At 62.0% G+C, this 16,465-nt stretch carries 17 protein-coding genes and 2 pseudogenes; 13 read left to right on the forward strand and 6 right to left on the reverse strand.

Features of this window, described 5'->3' with window-relative positions:
* The first annotated feature begins 12 nt into the window (after window positions 1–12).
* Window positions 13–1,194, forward strand: coding sequence for a formate-dependent phosphoribosylglycinamide formyltransferase (purT, locus tag OXH74_RS13930; protein WP_375737538.1), 1,182 nt, complete (start codon window positions 13–15; stop codon window positions 1,192–1,194).
* Window positions 1,191–1,982: an SGNH/GDSL hydrolase family protein gene (locus tag OXH74_RS13935; protein ID WP_375737539.1), complete on the forward strand. Its 792-nt coding sequence runs from the start codon at window positions 1,191–1,193 to the stop codon at window positions 1,980–1,982. Before purT ends, OXH74_RS13935 begins: the two co-directional genes overlap by 4 nt.
* Before the next feature lie 3 nt (window positions 1,983–1,985).
* Here the strand turns inward: OXH74_RS13935 and OXH74_RS13940 are convergent, their stop codons facing one another.
* Together OXH74_RS13940 and OXH74_RS13945 are read right to left on the reverse strand one after the other, a co-directional pair.
* Window positions 1,986–2,810, reverse strand: coding sequence for a transporter associated domain-containing protein (locus OXH74_RS13940; RefSeq protein ID WP_375737540.1), 825 nt, complete (start codon window positions 2,808–2,810; stop codon window positions 1,986–1,988).
* Window positions 2,811–2,819: 9 nt separating this feature from the next.
* Window positions 2,820–3,620, reverse strand: coding sequence for an inner membrane protein YpjD (locus OXH74_RS13945; protein ID WP_375737541.1), 801 nt, complete (start codon window positions 3,618–3,620; stop codon window positions 2,820–2,822).
* A gap of 156 nt (window positions 3,621–3,776) precedes the next feature.
* On the opposite strand from OXH74_RS13945, the gene ffh reads away from it, so the two are divergent.
* The 5 genes from ffh (at window position 3,777) to rplS (ending at window position 7,238) form a co-directional block, all read left to right on the forward strand.
* Window positions 3,777–5,150 (forward strand): signal recognition particle protein, encoded by a 1,374-nt coding sequence (gene ffh / locus OXH74_RS13950; protein ID WP_375737542.1) that lies wholly within the window; start codon window positions 3,777–3,779, stop codon window positions 5,148–5,150.
* A gap of 136 nt (window positions 5,151–5,286) precedes the next feature.
* Window positions 5,287–5,538 carry a 30S ribosomal protein S16 gene (gene rpsP, locus OXH74_RS13955; protein WP_215378374.1) on the forward strand — a complete coding sequence of 84 codons (252 nt, stop codon included), beginning with the start codon at window positions 5,287–5,289 and terminating at the stop codon, window positions 5,536–5,538.
* 8 nt (window positions 5,539–5,546) lie between these two features.
* Window positions 5,547–6,083, forward strand: coding sequence for a ribosome maturation factor RimM (rimM, locus tag OXH74_RS13960; RefSeq protein WP_375737543.1), 537 nt, complete (start codon window positions 5,547–5,549; stop codon window positions 6,081–6,083).
* Window positions 6,084–6,101: 18 nt separating this feature from the next.
* Window positions 6,102–6,845 carry a tRNA (guanosine(37)-N1)-methyltransferase TrmD gene (gene trmD, locus OXH74_RS13965; protein WP_215378440.1) on the forward strand — a complete coding sequence of 248 codons (744 nt, stop codon included), beginning with the start codon at window positions 6,102–6,104 and terminating at the stop codon, window positions 6,843–6,845.
* Between the two features lie 42 nt (window positions 6,846–6,887).
* Complete coding sequence (rplS, locus tag OXH74_RS13970; protein WP_215378378.1) at window positions 6,888–7,238, forward strand: 50S ribosomal protein L19; 351 nt, start codon at window positions 6,888–6,890, stop codon at window positions 7,236–7,238.
* A gap of 49 nt (window positions 7,239–7,287) precedes the next feature.
* Here the strand turns inward: rplS and OXH74_RS13975 are convergent, their stop codons facing one another.
* From OXH74_RS13975 to OXH74_RS13985, 3 genes and pseudogenes are all read right to left on the reverse strand, one after another.
* Window positions 7,288–7,626, reverse strand: a complete 339-nt coding sequence (locus OXH74_RS13975) for an Hpt domain-containing protein (RefSeq protein ID WP_375741615.1) — start codon at window positions 7,624–7,626, stop codon at window positions 7,288–7,290.
* Window positions 7,603–8,058, reverse strand: a pseudogene (locus OXH74_RS13980) (transporter substrate-binding domain-containing protein); the annotation flags it as partial. The gene OXH74_RS13975 and the pseudogene OXH74_RS13980, both read right to left, overlap by 24 nt.
* 161 nt (window positions 8,059–8,219) lie before the next feature.
* A pseudogene (locus OXH74_RS13985) lies at window positions 8,220–8,343 on the reverse strand (IS5/IS1182 family transposase); the annotation flags it as partial.
* Between the two features lie 120 nt (window positions 8,344–8,463).
* Between OXH74_RS13985 and xerD the strand changes: the two are divergent.
* The 4 genes from xerD to thrC all read left to right on the forward strand — a co-directional run bounded on the left by xerD (window position 8,464) and on the right by thrC (window position 13,110).
* A complete protein-coding gene (gene xerD / locus OXH74_RS13990; RefSeq protein WP_375737544.1) occupies window positions 8,464–9,360 on the forward strand; it encodes a site-specific tyrosine recombinase XerD in 897 nt (298 codons plus the stop codon).
* Between the two features lie 109 nt (window positions 9,361–9,469).
* Window positions 9,470–10,198, forward strand: a complete 729-nt coding sequence (locus OXH74_RS13995; protein WP_215378386.1) for a DsbC family protein — start codon at window positions 9,470–9,472, stop codon at window positions 10,196–10,198.
* Between the two features lie 110 nt (window positions 10,199–10,308).
* The gene (locus tag OXH74_RS14000; RefSeq protein ID WP_375737545.1) at window positions 10,309–11,613 is read left to right on the forward strand and encodes a homoserine dehydrogenase; all 1,305 of its coding nucleotides are present in this window, start codon (window positions 10,309–10,311) and stop codon (window positions 11,611–11,613) included.
* 87 nt (window positions 11,614–11,700) lie between these two features.
* Window positions 11,701–13,110 (forward strand): threonine synthase, encoded by a 1,410-nt coding sequence (thrC, locus tag OXH74_RS14005; protein WP_375737546.1) that lies wholly within the window; start codon window positions 11,701–11,703, stop codon window positions 13,108–13,110.
* 152 nt (window positions 13,111–13,262) lie between these two features.
* On the opposite strand, the gene OXH74_RS14010 is transcribed toward thrC, so the two are convergent.
* Window positions 13,263–14,462 (reverse strand): CaiB/BaiF CoA transferase family protein, encoded by a 1,200-nt coding sequence (locus tag OXH74_RS14010; protein WP_375737547.1) that lies wholly within the window; start codon window positions 14,460–14,462, stop codon window positions 13,263–13,265.
* Between the two features lie 200 nt (window positions 14,463–14,662).
* Here OXH74_RS14010 and OXH74_RS14015 point away from each other — a divergent pair, with 200 nt between their 5' ends.
* A complete protein-coding gene (locus OXH74_RS14015; RefSeq protein WP_375737548.1) occupies window positions 14,663–15,817 on the forward strand; it encodes a GGDEF domain-containing protein in 1,155 nt (384 codons plus the stop codon).
* A 69-nt stretch (window positions 15,818–15,886) separates the two neighbouring features.
* Window positions 15,887–16,426: a YaeQ family protein gene (locus OXH74_RS14020; RefSeq protein ID WP_215378398.1), complete on the forward strand. Its 540-nt coding sequence runs from the start codon at window positions 15,887–15,889 to the stop codon at window positions 16,424–16,426.
* Window positions 16,427–16,465: the final 39 nt, after the last annotated feature.

Below are 16,465 nucleotides of genomic sequence, written 5' to 3' on the forward strand. Positions count from 1 at the left end.
CGAGGAAGTGACATGCCCCGTATTGGAACCCCCTTGTCGCCCTGTGCGACCCGCGTACTGCTGTGTGGCTCTGGCGAGCTCGGCAAGGAGGTGGTGATCGAACTGCAGCGCCTGGGCTGCGAAGTGATCGCCGTGGATCGTTATGCCAACGCCCCTGCCATGCAGGTCGCCCATCGCAGTCATGTGATCAGCATGCTCGACGGCGCCGCGCTCAGGGCTGTAATCGAAGCAGAGCGTCCGCATTACATCGTTCCCGAGATCGAGGCCATTGCCACATCGACACTGGTGGAATTGGAAGCCGAAGGCTATACCGTGGTCCCGACTGCGCGAGCTGCGCAGCTGACGATGAACCGCGAAGGTATTCGCCGCCTGGCTGCCGAGGAGCTGGGCCTGCCTACCTCCCCTTATCGTTTTGCTGACTCCTTCGAGGACTATCGCGCAGCCGTCGCCAGTGTCGGCTATCCCTGCGTGGTGAAGCCGATCATGAGCTCGTCCGGCAAGGGGCAGTCAGTCCTCAAGAGCGATGCTGACCTGCAGGCAGCCTGGGACTATGCCCAAGAGGGTGGTCGTGCGGGCAAGGGGCGGGTCATCGTTGAAGGCTTCATCGACTTCGACTACGAAATCACCCTGCTCACTGTCCGTCATGTCGGTGGCACCAGCTTCTGCGCCCCCATTGGTCACCGTCAGGTAAAGGGCGACTACCATGAATCCTGGCAGCCCCAGGCGATGAGCCCTGATGCACTGGCCGAATCCGAGCGAATTGCCAGAGCGGTCACCGAGGCCCTCGGCGGCCGCGGCCTGTTTGGCGTCGAACTGTTCGTCAAGGGCGACCAGGTGTGGTTCAGTGAGGTTTCACCGCGCCCCCACGACACCGGTCTGGTCACCCTGATCTCCCAGGAGCTCTCCGAGTTTGCCCTGCATGCCCGGGCCATCCTTGGTCTGCCGATTCCGGTCATTCGCCAGCAAGGGCCGTCGGCCTCGGCGGTAATCCTGGTGGAGGGGTGCTCCAGCCAAGTCAGCTTCGGCAATCTGGGTGCGGCATTAAGTGAGCCGGACACGGCGTTGCGTCTGTTCGGCAAGCCAGAAGTGGATGGCCAGCGCCGCATGGGGGTGGCCTTGGCTCGGGATGAGTCGGTCGAAGCCGCGAGGCAGAAGGCCACCCGTTCGGCCCAGGCCGTCCAAGTCGAGCTGTGAGTCGCCTGGCGGGGTTCTTGTGGTGGGCGACGGCAATGCCGTTACTGCCACTGGTCCTGCCAATGGCGGTACTTGCCCGTCGATCCGCCTTGCGTCTGGCGCCTGCTGCCGGGCCGCAACAGGGATTGGTGGGCGATGCATACCCCGGTGAACCGCTGCGGTTGTTGCTGATTGGTGAATCGACTGTCGTGGGTGTCGGAGCGTCCTGTCTTGATCACGCGCTAATCGGGCGGCTGGCCAGTGCGCTGGCCAAGAGGCTGGCGCGTCAGGTGGCTTGGCGGGCTTGCGGCGAAAACGGCATTACGGCGGCGGGCGCTGTCGAGAGGCTGCTGCCGGATGTTCAGGGCGAGGCAGTCGACCTGCTGATACTGGTTTTCGGAGTCAACGACACTACTCATTTCAGTTCAGCTCGCACCTGGGGTGAATCGCTGCTGGCATTGGCCCGTCCCTTCTCGGAACGCGGCTCTCGCGTTGCCCTGGCCGGCGTGCCGCCCCTTCAGTACTTTTCAGCGTTGCCCTGGCTGCTCCGGCTATTGCTGGGATGGCGTGCTCGACTGCTTGATCGACGGCTCAGGGAGTTGGCTGCGCGCGAGGGACTGGGCTATTGCGCGACCACGCTGGAGATGCGCGCCGAGTACCTGGCGCTTGATGGCTATCATCCGTCGCAGCGAGGTTATGAGGTCTGGGCGGAGGCGATGGCAGACTGGCTTATTGCATCGGCGTCGGGGCTGTCCCCGGCCCAGTCGCTGAGTGGCGCGGCTGATGGCAACGTATGGGGTGCGAACTGAGGGCTATGGCCTGACTGAAAGGTCCGCGCGCCAGGCCAGAACGCGCTGCACGCGGTTTTCCCCGGACTGCAGGATTTCCAGTCGATAAGGTCCGACCTTCAGGCATACGCTGCAATCTGGAATCTGCTCCAGGGCCTCGGTGACCAGCCCATTGAGGGTCTTGGGGCCATCGCAGGGCAAGTGCCAGCCCAATACCCGGTTCAACTCGCGCAGATGAAGAGCGCCATCGAGTTCGTAGCGGCCATTCTCCAGGGGCTTGATGCCAGGGTTTGGGCTGAAGTCCTCCAGGCTGCCGAACTCGCCTACCAGCTCCTGGAAGATATCTTCCAGGCTGACCAGGCCCACCACGTCGCCGTACTCGTCGACCACAATCCCCAGGCGCCGCTGGTTCTTCTGGAAGTTCACCAGCTGCGTAAGCAGTGGCGTGCTTTCCGGAATGAAATAGGTCTCCCGGCTAGCGGTGAGCAGCGATTCGGCGCTGGGCAGGCCTTCTGCCATCAGGCGCGGCACTTGGCGCAGGTGCAGGATTCCCTCTATTTGGTTGATATCTTCACGGAATAGCGGGAGGCGGGTATGGGTAGCGTTGCGCAATTGCTCCTGCAGCGCCTCTGGCGGTGTGGCCAGGTCGATGCCTTGGATCTCGCTCCGCGGAATCATGATGGCGCTGACGGTCACCTTCTGCAGCGCGCCGATCATTGCAACCGGGAGGCGGGATTGCGGCTGGATCTTAACGCCTCGTCGGCGCCGAGATAGGATCCAGGCTACTAGCGCGGCTGCCAGTAGGGCGAGGGTCAGGCCAAGCAGGAAACCGACGAGTAGTCCGTGCATGGCCTGTAGTCAGATGTGCAGGATGAATTCGCGGACGAGCTTGCTGCCGAAGTAGGCCAGCATCAGCAGGCAGAAGCCTGCCAGGGTCCAGCGTACGGCTTTATGTCCACGCCAGCCCAGTTGGTGGCGACCCCACAGCAGCACGCCAAACACGATCCAGGCGATGCAGGACAGGATGGTCTTGTGCGCCAGGTGCTGGGCGAACAGGTTGTCGACGAACAGCCAGCCCGACAGTAGCGACAGAGACAGCAGGCTCCAGCCAGCCCACAGGAAGCCGAACAGCAGGCTCTCCATGGTCTGTAGCGCGGGGAAGTTCTTGATCAGTCCGGATGGGTGCTTGTGCTTGAGTTGGTAGTCCTGCAAGAGCAGGAGCAGCGCCTGGAACACGGCGATTGTCAGTAGGCCGTAGGCCAGGATGGACAGGAGGATGTGCGAGAGGATGCCTATGTGCTCGTCGATTGGCTGCGCCGTGCCGCCGGGCATGAACGCCGCCAGCAATACGGTCAGTGCGCCCAGTGGCAGCAGGAGCATCAGCAGGTTCTCGACTGGAATTCGAGCGCAAGCCACCAGAATCAGCAGGATCACCGCAGCGGCGATCAGACTGGCCGCATTGAAGAAATCCAGGTTCAGTCCTGCCGGGGTTACCAGCTGGAAGAACAGGCTGACGCCATGGGCGAGCAGAGCCGCCGCGCCGCAGAGGATCAGCAGCCGCTTGTTCGGTGTTGCGCGCTGGCTCAGGCGCAGGCCTTGATAGCCAGAGGCGCCCGCATAGAGGAAAGCAGCCAGGAGGCTGGGCAGCAGAGGGTGCATAAGTCCTTGTAAGGCAAGCCCGAAAGGCCGTGAGTGTGGCATACAAGGCCGGCGGGTGAAAGACCGCTGGCGGTGTCGGTGCCGCCGACACTTCGCTATAATCCGCCGCCTGCCGCTAGCTCAGCCGGGGCTCCTGAGAGCCCGAAAGGAACGCGCATGTTTGAAAACCTAACCGACCGCCTCTCGCAGACGCTGCGCCATGTCACCGGCAAGGCCAAGCTGACCGAGGACAACATCAAGGACACCCTGCGTGAAGTGCGCATGGCCCTGCTCGAGGCCGACGTCGCCTTGTCAGTGGTCAAGGACTTCGTGGGCAAGATCAAGGAACGCGCAGTCGGTACCGAGGTGTCGAAGAGCCTGACGCCGGGGCAGGCTTTCGTGAAGATCGTCCAGGCCGAGCTGGTGGATCTGATGGGCGCCGCCAACGAAGATCTGTCGCTCAATGCTGCGCCACCGGCGGTCATCCTCATGGCCGGCCTGCAGGGCGCGGGCAAGACCACCACTGTTGGCAAACTGGCGCGCTTCCTCAAGGAGCGCAAGAAGAAGTCGGTACTGGTCGTGTCGGCGGACGTCTACCGCCCGGCGGCGATCAAGCAGCTGGAAACCCTGGCCAACGATCTCGACGTGACGTTCTTCCCGTCGGACACCAGCCAGAAGCCGGTGGATATCGCCCAGGCGGCGATCCGTGAGGCCAGGCTCAAGTTCATCGATGTGGTCATCGTCGACACCGCCGGCCGACTGCACGTCGACGCGGAAATGATGAGCGAAATCCAGCAGGTCCATGCCGCGATCAAACCGGTAGAGACGTTGTTCGTGGTCGATGCGATGACCGGTCAGGATGCTGCCAATACCGCCAAGGCCTTCAATGATGCCCTGCCGCTCACTGGCGTGGTGCTGACCAAGGTGGACGGTGACGCCCGCGGCGGTGCCGCCCTGTCGGTGCGTGCCATCACCGGCAAGCCGATCAAGTTCCTCGGTATGGGCGAGAAGAGCGAAGCCCTCGACCCGTTCCACCCGGACCGTATCGCCTCGCGCATCCTCGGCATGGGTGACGTCCTCAGCCTGATCGAGCAGGCTGAGCAGAGCATGGATCGCGAGAAGGCCGAGAAACTCGCGAAAAAGATCAAGAAGGGCAAGGGCTTCGACCTCGAAGACTTCCGTGACCAGTTGCAGCAGATGAAGAGCATGGGCGGTCTCGGCAGCCTGATGGACAAACTGCCGATGCTGGGAGGTGTGAACCTGTCCCAGATGGGCAATGCCCAGAACGCGGCGGAGAAGCAGTTCAAGCAGATGGAGGCAATCATCAACTCCATGACGCCGGCCGAACGCCGCGATCCAGACGTGATCAGTGGATCGCGCAAGCGCCGCATCGCCCTGGGCTCCGGCACCCAGGTGCAGGATGTCGGACGTCTGATCAAGCAGCACAAGCAGATGCAGAAAATGATGAAGAAAGTCACTGCCAAGGGTGGCATGGCCAGGATGATGCGTGGCATGGGGGGGATGTTCCCTGGCGGGATGCCGAAGATGTGAAATCTGGCCGCCGACCGGAGGCCAGTAAAAAGAGATTTGCAATCGGCTGGATAATCTTTAGAATATGCGGCCTTTCGGGCCCATGGCCCATGTGTGCATACAGCTTGAAAAGCACCGACTACAGGAACGAAGTTCAATGGTAACCATCCGTCTTGCCCGTGGCGGCTCCAAGAAGCGCCCCTTCTACCACCTGACCGTGACCAACAGCCGCAATGCGCGCGATGGTCGCTTCGTTGAGCGCATCGGCTTCTTCAACCCGGTTGCTCAGGGTGCAGAAGTGAAGCTCTCCGTGAACCAGGAGCGTGCCAGCTACTGGCTGAGCCAGGGCGCCCAGCCGTCTGAGCGTGTTGCTCAGCTGCTGAAGGAAGCTGCCAAGGCTGCTGCCTAAGCATCTTTATGAGCACGACGCCGGCCCCCGCCGAGGATCTGATCGTTCTCGGCAAGATATTCTCGGTGCATGGCGTACGTGGCGAGGTGAAGGTCTACTCCTTCACCGATCCGCTGGATAACGTGCTCGATTACCGCCGTTGGACGCTTAAGCGTGACAACGAGGTAAAGCAGGTCGAGGTCATCAGTGGGCGTGTGCATGGCAAGGTCCTGGTGGCAAAGCTGAAGGGATTGGACGACCGTGATGTCGCCCGCACTTACGCAGGTTTTGAAATTTGCGTGCCTCGCAGTGAGCTGCCCGAACTCAGCGATGACGAGTTCTACTGGTACCAGTTGGAAGGTCTCAATGTGATCAACCAGGACGGGCAATTGCTCGGCCGTGTCGATCATCTTCTCGAGACCGGTGCCAACGACGTGATGGTGGTCAAGCCCTGCGCTGGCAGCCTGGATGACCGTGAGCGCCTTCTGCCCTATACGGAGCAGTGTGTGCAATCGGTCGATCTGGATGCCGGTGAAATGCGGGTGGATTGGGACGCCGATTTCTAAGGGCCTGACTTGAAAAGCATGCAGGTCGAAGTCATCAGCATCTTTCCCGAGATGTTCGCCGCCATCAGCGAATACGGCATTACCAGCCGTGCGGTGAAGCAGGGGCTCTTGAAGCTGAACTGCTGGAATCCGCGTAGCTTCACCGAAGATCGTCACCAGACGGTGGACGATCGCCCTTTCGGTGGTGGCCCAGGCATGGTCATGAAGATCCAGCCCCTGGAACGAGCCCTGGCAGCAGCCAAGGCGGCCGCAGGGGAGCGTGCGAAGGTGATTTACCTCTCACCGCAAGGGCGCCAATTGAAACAGGCGGCCGTGCGCGAGCTGGCGAACGAGGATGCTTTGATCCTCATTGCTGGTCGCTACGAAGGCATCGACGAGCGCTTCATTGAGGAGCACGTCGATGAGGAATGGTCGATTGGCGACTACGTCCTGTCCGGCGGTGAGCTGCCGGCCATGGTGCTGATCGATGCGGTGACGCGGTTGTTGCCTGGCGCGCTGGGCCACGCGGACTCCGCCGAGGAGGACTCCTTTACGGACGGCCTGCTCGATTGTCCGCACTACACTCGACCCGAGGTGTACGCAGACAAGCGTGTTCCTGAGGTGCTGCTTAGCGGCAACCACGAACACATCCGGCGATGGCGTTTGCAGCAGGCCTTAGGGCGCACCTGGGAACGTCGGGCTGATCTTCTGGATTGCCGCTCGCTTTCTGGAGAAGAGAAAAAGCTGCTGGAGGAATACATCCGCCAGCGGGACGATAGTTAACGTATCGATGGCAGGCCAGAAGCCTGTCTTAGGAGCATAGCGATGACCAACAAGATTATTCAGCAGCTCGAAGCTGAGCAAATGAGCAAAGAGATTCCGGCTTTCGCCCCGGGCGACACCGTAATCGTTCAAGTTAAAGTGAAGGAAGGCGACCGTCAGCGTCTGCAGGCCTTCGAAGGTGTGGTCATCGCCAAGCGCAACCGCGGCCTGAACAGCGCGTTCACCGTGCGCAAGATTTCCAACGGCGTAGGCGTAGAGCGTACTTTCCAGACCTACTCCCCGCTGGTTGACAGCCTGTCCGTCAAGCGCCGCGGTGACGTGCGCAAGGCCAAGCTGTACTACCTCCGCGACCTGTCCGGCAAGGCTGCTCGCATCAAGGAGAAGCTGGTCTAAACGACCGGTTTCGAAGAAAACCCGCCCAGGTTCGCCTCGGCGGGTTTTTTCATGCCTGTTTGGGTCTCAAGGTTTGCTCGAGTTGTTCGAGGGCGTCTTCGACGCGTTCCACGCCTTCGCGCAATGAGGCCAGCGGGGCAGGGGTTGGGCACAGCGTCTCGAGGCGCTGACAACTGTCGATCAGGTGCATCGCCTCGATGATTTTGGCGGCGCCCTTGATCTTCTGCGCCAGCCCTGCGATGCCTTGCCAGTCCTGCTGTTCAGCGAGTGCGCGTAATTGGTCGAGATCCTCTTTGTTTGCTCGCAAAGCCTCATCGATCAAGCGTGAATCGAGGGTTGGATCTCCTCCGGTAAGCAGGCCCTTCTGGTGTGCGACGCCGTCGAACATGCGCACCGTCCGCTCCGCCTCTTGCGGTGAGAGCGAGGGGGCGAGTAGGGGGGCGACTTCGGCCAATTGCACCTTCGGATAGGTGCGACGCAGGAAGTTGAGCAGGGGGTAGCCGCGCGAAACGGCTGCGCTTGCCGGCCAGAGCCTCCGGACTGGCGGCTGCTTCCGGCTGCCGGGGGGGGCGGTGACAAAGGAAACACTTATATAGGGGCGGGTGAAGCTGACGGCCTTCTCGAGGGGCCTTCTGGGGCTCGGTGCACCGATCATGTCAGCCAGGTTGCTTTTCAGGCTATCGAGCATGCCATCCATGCTGGCAGTGCGGACAATCTCGAAGCCCGGTCCGGTGCGCAGGCGCACCTGTTCAAGAGCATCGGCGGTAATGCCGTGATAGTTGCCTTCACTATCGTAAAAGGTTGCCGGCGTGTGGTTGCCATATGTGGCGACGCATACGACCGAGCGCTGCTTTGGTCACGTCTGCTCAGCGGACATAGGAGGTGGCTCGGAGTCCGGCAAGGTGGGCGTGTCGCCGCAGCTCCATCGCTTCATGAGGCGGGGTCGATGGCGCTCAGGGGGAGGGCGGCTGAAGAGGGCGTTGAGCATGCGGTACAGCGTGCCTACCACGGTCATGCGTAGGCCACGCTTGTTGTAGATAGCCTTGTGCAGCAGAATTCCCCGCAGCTTTGACCAGAGCTCGTCACTGAGCAGTAATCGGGGCATTGCCAATTCGTTTTGTTACGGTGTGAGAGCTTGAGCAATACGATTTTTCTCTTTCACGTCAAGGGCTTGTCGCGAAACGGCAACAACCCCTAGTCCAACCTCACAGAAAAGCAGCTTGCCATGTCCGCCCTGGAGCATCCCCTTATCGATCGATTTCTTGAGGCCCTCTGGCTTGAAAAAGGCCTTTCACCCCATACCCGTGATGCCTACCGCAGCGATCTTGCCCACTTCAACGGTTGGCTGGATGCACGTGGCCTGGTGTTGGAGGCGGCCGGGCGCGAGCTGATCCTGGATCACTTGGCCTGGCGCCTGGCGGAGGGTTACAAGGCTCGCTCGACCGCACGCTTTCTCTCCGGCGTGCGCGGTTTCTATCGCTACCTGCTGCGTGAAGGGGTGATCAGTGAGGACCCGACCCTTCAGGTGGATCTGCCGCAACTCGGGCGTCCGCTGCCCAAGTCCCTCTCCGAAGCTGATGTAGAGGCGCTGTTGCAGGCCCCCGACCTGGAAGACCCGATCGGCCTGCGTGACCGCGCCATGCTCGAAGTGCTCTACGCCTGCGGCCTGCGGGTCAGTGAATTGGTGGGCTTGACGCTGGAGCAGGTCAACCTGCGCCAGGGCGTGCTCAAGGTATTCGGCAAGGGCAGCAAGGAGCGGCTCGTGCCGTTGGGCGAAGAAGCCATCCTCTGGATTGAACGCTACCAGCGGCAGGCGCGCCCCTTTCTCCTCTCCGGCAAGCCTAGCGATGTGTTGTTTCCAAGCATGCGGGGTGAGCAGATGACCCGACAGACCTTCTGGCACCGTATCAAGCACCACGCCCAGGTCGCGTGCATTGCCAAGTCGCTTTCGCCGCACACCTTGCGCCATGCCTTTGCCACTCACCTGCTCAACCATGGCGCCGACCTGCGTGTCGTGCAGATGCTGCTCGGCCACAGCGACCTGTCCACCACCCAGATCTATACCCACATCGCTCGTGCGCGATTGCAGGAGTTGCATGCCCAGCACCATCCGCGAGGCTGAGACTGCCGGGGTCGGATTCATCCCACCGAGCGCCTGGCGTCGGCGTTGGAGGCCTTCTGTGTTAGGCTTGGGCGATCGTACGAACGTCCGCCGCTCGACAGGAGTATCCATGCGCGTGACCCGCCTTTGCGCTGCCCTGGCCCTTGGCCTGGCCAGTACCCTCAGCCTGGCTGCCGACCCTGACCAGGCTATCCGCAAGACTCTCGATACGCTGCAACTGGGCGTGCCCGTCGAAAGCATTGCCGAAAGCCCCATGACCGGTATCTACCAGGTCCAGCTCAAGGGCGGCCGCATGCTTTACACCAGCGCCGACGGGCAGTTCCTGATGCAGGGCTACCTCTATCAGATCAAGGACGGAAAGCCGGTAAACCTTACCGAGCAAGCCGAGAGCCGCTCCATCGCCAAGGAGATCAATGCGATTCCCAAGAGCGAGATGGTGGTGTTCTCTCCCAAGGAGCCGGCCAAGGCGCATATCACTGTCTTCACCGACACCGACTGTGGCTATTGCCAGAAACTGCACAGCGAAGTGCCTGAACTCAATCGCCGTGGCATCGAAGTGCGCTATGTTGCCTTCCCGCGTCAGGGTATCGGCAGCCATGGCTACAACAGTCTGGTCAGCGTCTGGTGCAGCAAGGACCGTCAGGCCGCGATGGACAAGGCCAAGTCCCGCCAGGAGCTGCCCGCCGCTACTTGCGATAACCCGGTGGCCAAGCAGTTCGAACTGGGCCAAATGATCGGCGTGAATGGCACCCCGGCCATAGTCCTGGGTAACGGCCAGATGATCCCGGGTTACCAGCCGGCGCCGCAGTTGGCGAAATTGGCCCTGGAGGCCAAGTAACCTGCAGGCCCGGCTCGATTGACCAAAATTCAGCCGCTTCGTAAAGTGCGGCTCTTTTCCGCGGGCGGGGCGATCCCGGCCGTTTTCGCAGTGATGATGGGGAGTTCAGCGTGAAGCCGGTAAAAGTAGGCATCTGTGGCCTGGGGACCGTCGGTGGCGGCACCTTCAACGTACTCAAACGCAACGCCGAGGAGATTGCGCGCCGTGCCGGGCGCGGAATCGAGGTTGCCCAGATTGCCGCTCGTCGCCCCAACCCGAAGTGTGAAACCGGTACCACCCCCATCACCGCGGACATCTTCGAACTGGTCGACAACCCGGAAATCGACATCGTCATCGAGCTGATCGGTGGCTACACCCTGGCTCGCGACCTGGTTCTCAAGGCCATCGACAACGGCAAGCACGTCGTTACTGCGAACAAGGCGCTGATCGCCGTGCACGGCAATGAAATCTTCGCCAAGGCCCGTGAGAAGGGCGTCATGGTTGCCTTCGAGGCTGCCGTGGCTGGCGGTATTCCGGTGATCAAGGCGATCCGCGAGGGCCTGGCTGCCAACCGCATCAACTGGCTGGCCGGCATCATCAACGGCACTGGCAACTTCATCCTCACCGAAATGCGCGAGAAAGGCCGTGCTTTCGATGATGTATTGAAGGAAGCGCAAGCGCTGGGCTACGCCGAGGCTGATCCGACCTTCGACGTCGAAGGCATCGATGCCGCTCACAAGCTGACGATCCTCGCGTCCATCGCTTTCGGTATCCCGCTGCAGTTCGACAAGGCCTACACCGAGGGCATCACCAAGCTCACCACCGCCGACGTCAACTATGCCGAAGCCCTCGGCTACCGTATCAAGCACTTGGGCGTGGCGCGTCGTACCGATAGCGGCATCGAGCTGCGTGTGCACCCGACACTGATCCCTGCCGATCGCCTGATCGCCAACGTCAACGGCGTGATGAACGCCGTGATGGTCAACGGCGACGCCGCTGGCAGCACCCTGTTCTACGGCGCTGGCGCCGGCATGGAGCCCACTGCTTCGGCCGTTGTGGCCGACGTGGTCGACGTGGTTCGCGCACTGACCACCGACCCGGAGAATCACGTTCCGCACCTGGCCTTCCAGCCGGACTCACTGTCCGACCACCCGATCCTGCCGATCGAAGACTGCGAGAGCGCCTACTACCTGCGCATCCAGGCCAAAGACCATCCGGGCGTGCTGGCACAGGTGGCCACCATCCTCTCCGAGCGTGGCATCAACATCGAATCGATCATGCAGAAAGAAGTCGAAGAGCAAGACGGCCTGGTGCCGATGATCCTGGTTACCCACCGGGTCGTCGAGGCGCGCGTCAACGACGCCATTGCCGCGCTGGAAGCTCTGGATGACGTGGTAGGCAGCGTTGTGCGCATCCGCGTCGAGCAACTGAACTAAGCAGCCGCCGGCGCGGGTGGTGGAGGGCAGGGGCGATCCCCCGGCGACCCTTCCTGTGCCGGAAGCTCGAAACCAAGGTTTGAAGCTATGCGTTATATCAGTACCCGCGGCCAGGCACCGGCCTTGAACTTCGAAGACGTCCTGCTGGCCGGCCTGGCCAGCGACGGCGGCCTCTACGTGCCAGAAAACCTGCCGCGCTTCACCCAGGAAGAAATCGCCTCCTGGGCTGGCCTGCCTTACCACGAACTGGCCTTCCGCGTGATGCGCCCCTTCGTGACCGGCAGCATCCCGGATGCCGAATTCAAGAAAATCCTCGAAGAAACCTACGGCGTCTTCGCCCATAACGCGGTGGCGCCGCTGCGCCAGCTGAACGGCAATGAGTGGGTGCTGGAGCTGTTCCATGGCCCGACCCTGGCGTTCAAGGATTTCGCCCTGCAGCTGCTCGGTCGCCTGCTCGACTACGTGCTAGCCAAGCGCGGGGAGCGTGTGGTGATCATCGGCGCCACCTCCGGTGACACCGGCTCGGCGGCCATCGAAGGTTGCCGCCGCTGCGACAATGTCGACATCTTCATCCTGCATCCGCACAACCGCGTGTCGGAAGTGCAGCGCCGCCAGATGACCACCATCCTCGGCGACAACATCCATAACATCGCTGTCGAGGGCAACTTCGACGACTGCCAGGAGATGGTCAAGGCGAGCTTCGCCGACCAGGGCTTCCTCAAGGGCACCCGTCTGGTAGCGGTCAACTCGATCAACTGGGCGCGGATCATGGCCCAGATCGTCTACTACTTCCACGCAGCGATCCAACTCGGTGGGCCGGCCCGTTCCGTGGCCTTCTCGGTACCCACTGGCAACTTCGGCGACATCTTCGCCGGTTACCTGGCGCGCAACATGGGGCTGCCTATCAACCAGTTGATCGTCGCCACCAACCGCAACGACATCCTGCACCGCTTCATGAGCGGCAACCAGTACGTCAAGGACACCCTGCACCCGACCCTGTCGCCGTCCATGGACATCATGGTGTCGTCCAACTTCGAGCGTCTGCTGTTCGACCTGCACGGCCGCAATGGCGCTGCTATCGCCAGTCTGATGGACACCTTCAAGCAGGGCGGCGGCTTCAGCGTCGAGGAAGACCGCTGGACCGAAGCGCGCAAACTGTTCGACTCGTTGGCTGTGGATGACGAAGCCACGTGCGAGACCATCGCCGAGGTGTTCGAGGAGTGTGGCGAGCTGCTCGACCCGCACACAGCCATTGGCGTCCGTGCCGCTCGCGAGTGCCGCCGCAGCCTGGCCATCCCGATGGTGACCCTGGGCACGGCGCACCCGGTGAAGTTCCCGGAAGCGGTCGAGAAGGCTGGCGTTGGCCAGGTTCCGGCACTGCCGGCGCACCTTGCCGACCTGTTCCAGCGGGAAGAGCGTTGCACCGTACTGCCGAACGACCTGAAGCAGATCCAGGCCTTCGTCAGCCAACATGGCAACCGCGGCAAGCCGCTCTAAGCCAAGGCGCAAGCCACAAGAAAGGCCGGTTACCGAGAGGTGCCGGCCTTTTTCATGCCAGGGTTTCCTGTGGAGGAAAACCCTTGTAGAGGCAAATTCTTGTTGGGACGAATTCGCCCCCACAGGGAAAGCCGGCTCCCAGCCCTCAGCGATCAGATCGCCCCATCCGCCTTCAACGCCGCCACTTGCTCAGCGCTGTAACCCAGCCCCGCCAGCACCTCGGCGTTGTGCTCGCCCAGCTCCGGGCCGACCCATTCGGCCGAGCCGGGGGTTTCCGACAACTTGGGCACGATGCCGGGCATCTTGAACGGTTTGCCGTCCGGCAACTTCGCCGAGAGGAACATCTCGCGGGCGAGGAATTGCGGGTCGCTGAACATGTCTTCGGCGGAGAAGATCCGGCTGGCTGGCACCTCGGCGCGGTTCAGCATGGTCAGCACCTCCTCCAGCGGAAGTGAGCCCACCCAGCGGTCGATCACGCCGTAGAGTTCATCGCGACGGGCATCGCGGCCGGCGTTGTCGGCCAGTTGAGGGTCGTTGGCCAGGTCATCCCGGCCGATGGCCTGCATGAAGCGTTTGAAGATCGCATCGCCGTTGGCGCCGATCTGCACATGCTTGCCGTCGACGCTCGTATGGATGGAGGAGGGTGTGATGCCGGGCATGATGTTGCCGGTGCGTTCGCGGATGAAGCCGAACACATCGAACTCCGGCACCATGCTTTCCATCATGGCGAATACCGCCTCGTAGAGCGCCACGTCCACCACTTGGCCCTGGCCGCCATTGACTTCGCGATGGCGTAGCGCCATCAGCGCACCGATGACGCCCCAGAGCGCGGCGATGGAGTCGCCGATGGAAATGCCGGTACGCACCGGCGGGCGATCTTCGAAACCGGTGATGTAACGCAGTCCGCCCATGGATTCGCCTACGGCGCCGAAGCCTGGTTGGTCCTTGTACGGGCCGCTCTGGCCGAAACCGGAAAGACGCACCATGACCAGCTTCGGGTTCAGCGCATGGAGCACCTCCCAACCAAGGCCGAGCTTTTCCAGTACACCGGGTCGGAAGTTCTCGATCAGGATGTCCGCTTCTGCCAGCAATTTCTTGAGTATTTCCTGGCCGTCGGGATGCTTCAGGTCGAGGGTCAGCGACTTCTTGTTACGCGCCTGCACGAACCACCAGAGCGAGGTACCTTCGTACAGCTTGCGCCACTTGCGCAGCGGATCACCGCCATCCGGTGACTCGATCTTTATCACCTCGGCACCGAACTCGGCGCACAGACGAGAGGCGAAGGGGCCAGCGATCAGGGTGCCGAGTTCGACCACTTTGAGGCCGGCGAGAGGTTTGGCAGGTGCGTTCATCGGGTAATCCATGGGCTAGGCAATGGCGGCGACTCTACTCTGTGGTGTTTGCAGCGAACAGCCCGTATTGCCGCTGGCGCCCCCCTCCGGGCCGACTTAAAGTGCTTGCAGGACCCCCATTCGCGCTCGCCGACCGCCATGCCAACCCGCCCTGCAATCCGCTGCCACTTGGCGCCCAGTCCGCACCGGGAGGAGGGCATGTGCAACTGAATATCCCCACCCTGATGCTTGTGGATATCTACATCCTCGCTCTGGTGGGCATTCTCATGCTCCACGCTTGGCGTCGCGGTCGTCGCGAACCGACTCTGGGCTATCTGGCCGCGATGCTTCTGCTCGGAGCGCTTGGCACGGTTCTCGGCGGCCTGCGTGGCATTGGCATGGACTACGTCCCGTTGGTCATCGGTAACGTGGTACTGCAATTGTGCGGGGCGATGAACTGGACCGCCATGCGCGTATTTGCCGGACGCCAACCACACTTGCCGGGCATTTGCGCGGGCGCGGTGATCTGGGCGCTGCTCTGTCTCAACCCCGCCTTCTACGAGTCGCTGACGGTGCGCGTGGCCCTCAGTTCGATCATAACCGTCAGTTACGCTGGGCTCAGTGCCTTTGAGCTCTGGCGCAGCCGCAAGAGCCTGGAAGTGGCCTACGTGCCGGCTCTGGTCCTGACGATTTTCCACATGGGCTTCTACTGCGTGCGCATCGTGGTCGACCGCGGCATGCCTTTCGAGCAGGCCTTGGCCAGTTCAGGTCAGGGCACCAGCTTCTTCTCGCTGCTGGTCTTCGAGACCCTGCTCTACGCCATCGGCATTGCCTTCGTGACCTTGGCGATGGTCAAAGAGCGCGCCGAGCTGAAGTTTCGTGCCGCCGCTTACTGCGACCCCCTGACTGGCGTCGGCAACCGTCGGGCTTTCATGTCGTCGGGCGAATACCTGCTGGCCAGCTGTGAGCATCGCCAGGAGCCGGCGGCCCTGCTTCTATGCGATCTGGATTACTTCAAGCGGCTCAATGACAACTTCGGTCATGCAGCCGGGGACGAGGCTTTGGTGGCCTTCAGCCGGATCGCCGTCAGCAGCATGCGCAAGCAGGATGTGTTCGGTCGCATTGGCGGTGAGGAGTTCGCCTGCTTGCTGGCCGATGCCGACGATGAGGCGGCCGCGCAGGTGGCCGAACGTATCCGTCGTGAGTTCGCCGATTTGCCGGCTCAAGAGCCGGGGCTGCTCAGCGTCAGCATCGGGATCGCTGGCACCCGAGAGGCCGGATACGATCTATTTCGCTTGCTGTCGCTGGCGGACGAAGCGCTCTATGCCGCCAAGGACAAGGGACGCAACCGTATCCAGCGCTACACCGCCGATTAGCCGGAAGTCAGCCAAGGTGGAGGAATCAGGGTAGACTTGCGGCCTTTGCGAATCACCAAGAAGCCCCCAATGGCCCTCCAAGCGACCCCCTACAAAGTCGAGCTCAACCTCACGGATCTCGACCGCAACGTCTATGAAAATCTGCGTTTCACCGTTGCCAAGCACCCCTCGGAAACCGAAGAGCGCCTGGCGGTGCGGTTGATCGCCTATGTCCTCTGGTATCACGAGCAACTGGCCTTCGGGCGTGGCTTGTCGGATGTCGACGAGCCGGCGCTGTGGGAGAAGAGCCTGGACGACCGCGTGCTGCACTGGATCGAAGTGGGCCAGCCGGATGCCGAGCGCATCACATGGTGCTCTCGCCGTACCGAGCGGTTCAGCCTGGTTACCTACGGCAACCTGCGTGTCTGGCAGACCAAGGTGCTCGACAGCGTGCGCAGCTTGAAGAACATCAATGTTGTTGCCGTGCAACAGGAGGCGCTTGAGGAACTGGCCCATGACCTACCGCGCTCGATCAGCTGGAGCGTGATGATCAGCGACGGTGCGCTCTATGTGACCGATGAGCGTGGCCAGCACGAAGTCCCGCTGGAGTGGCTCGTAGGCGAGCGCTGATCCATTTCATCTCCCCCTGGCGAGGGCGATGTCTCTCGC

It is taken from the genome of Metapseudomonas boanensis (assembly GCF_042232855.1).
Classification (GTDB): Bacteria; Pseudomonadota; Gammaproteobacteria; order Pseudomonadales; family Pseudomonadaceae; genus Metapseudomonas; species Metapseudomonas boanensis.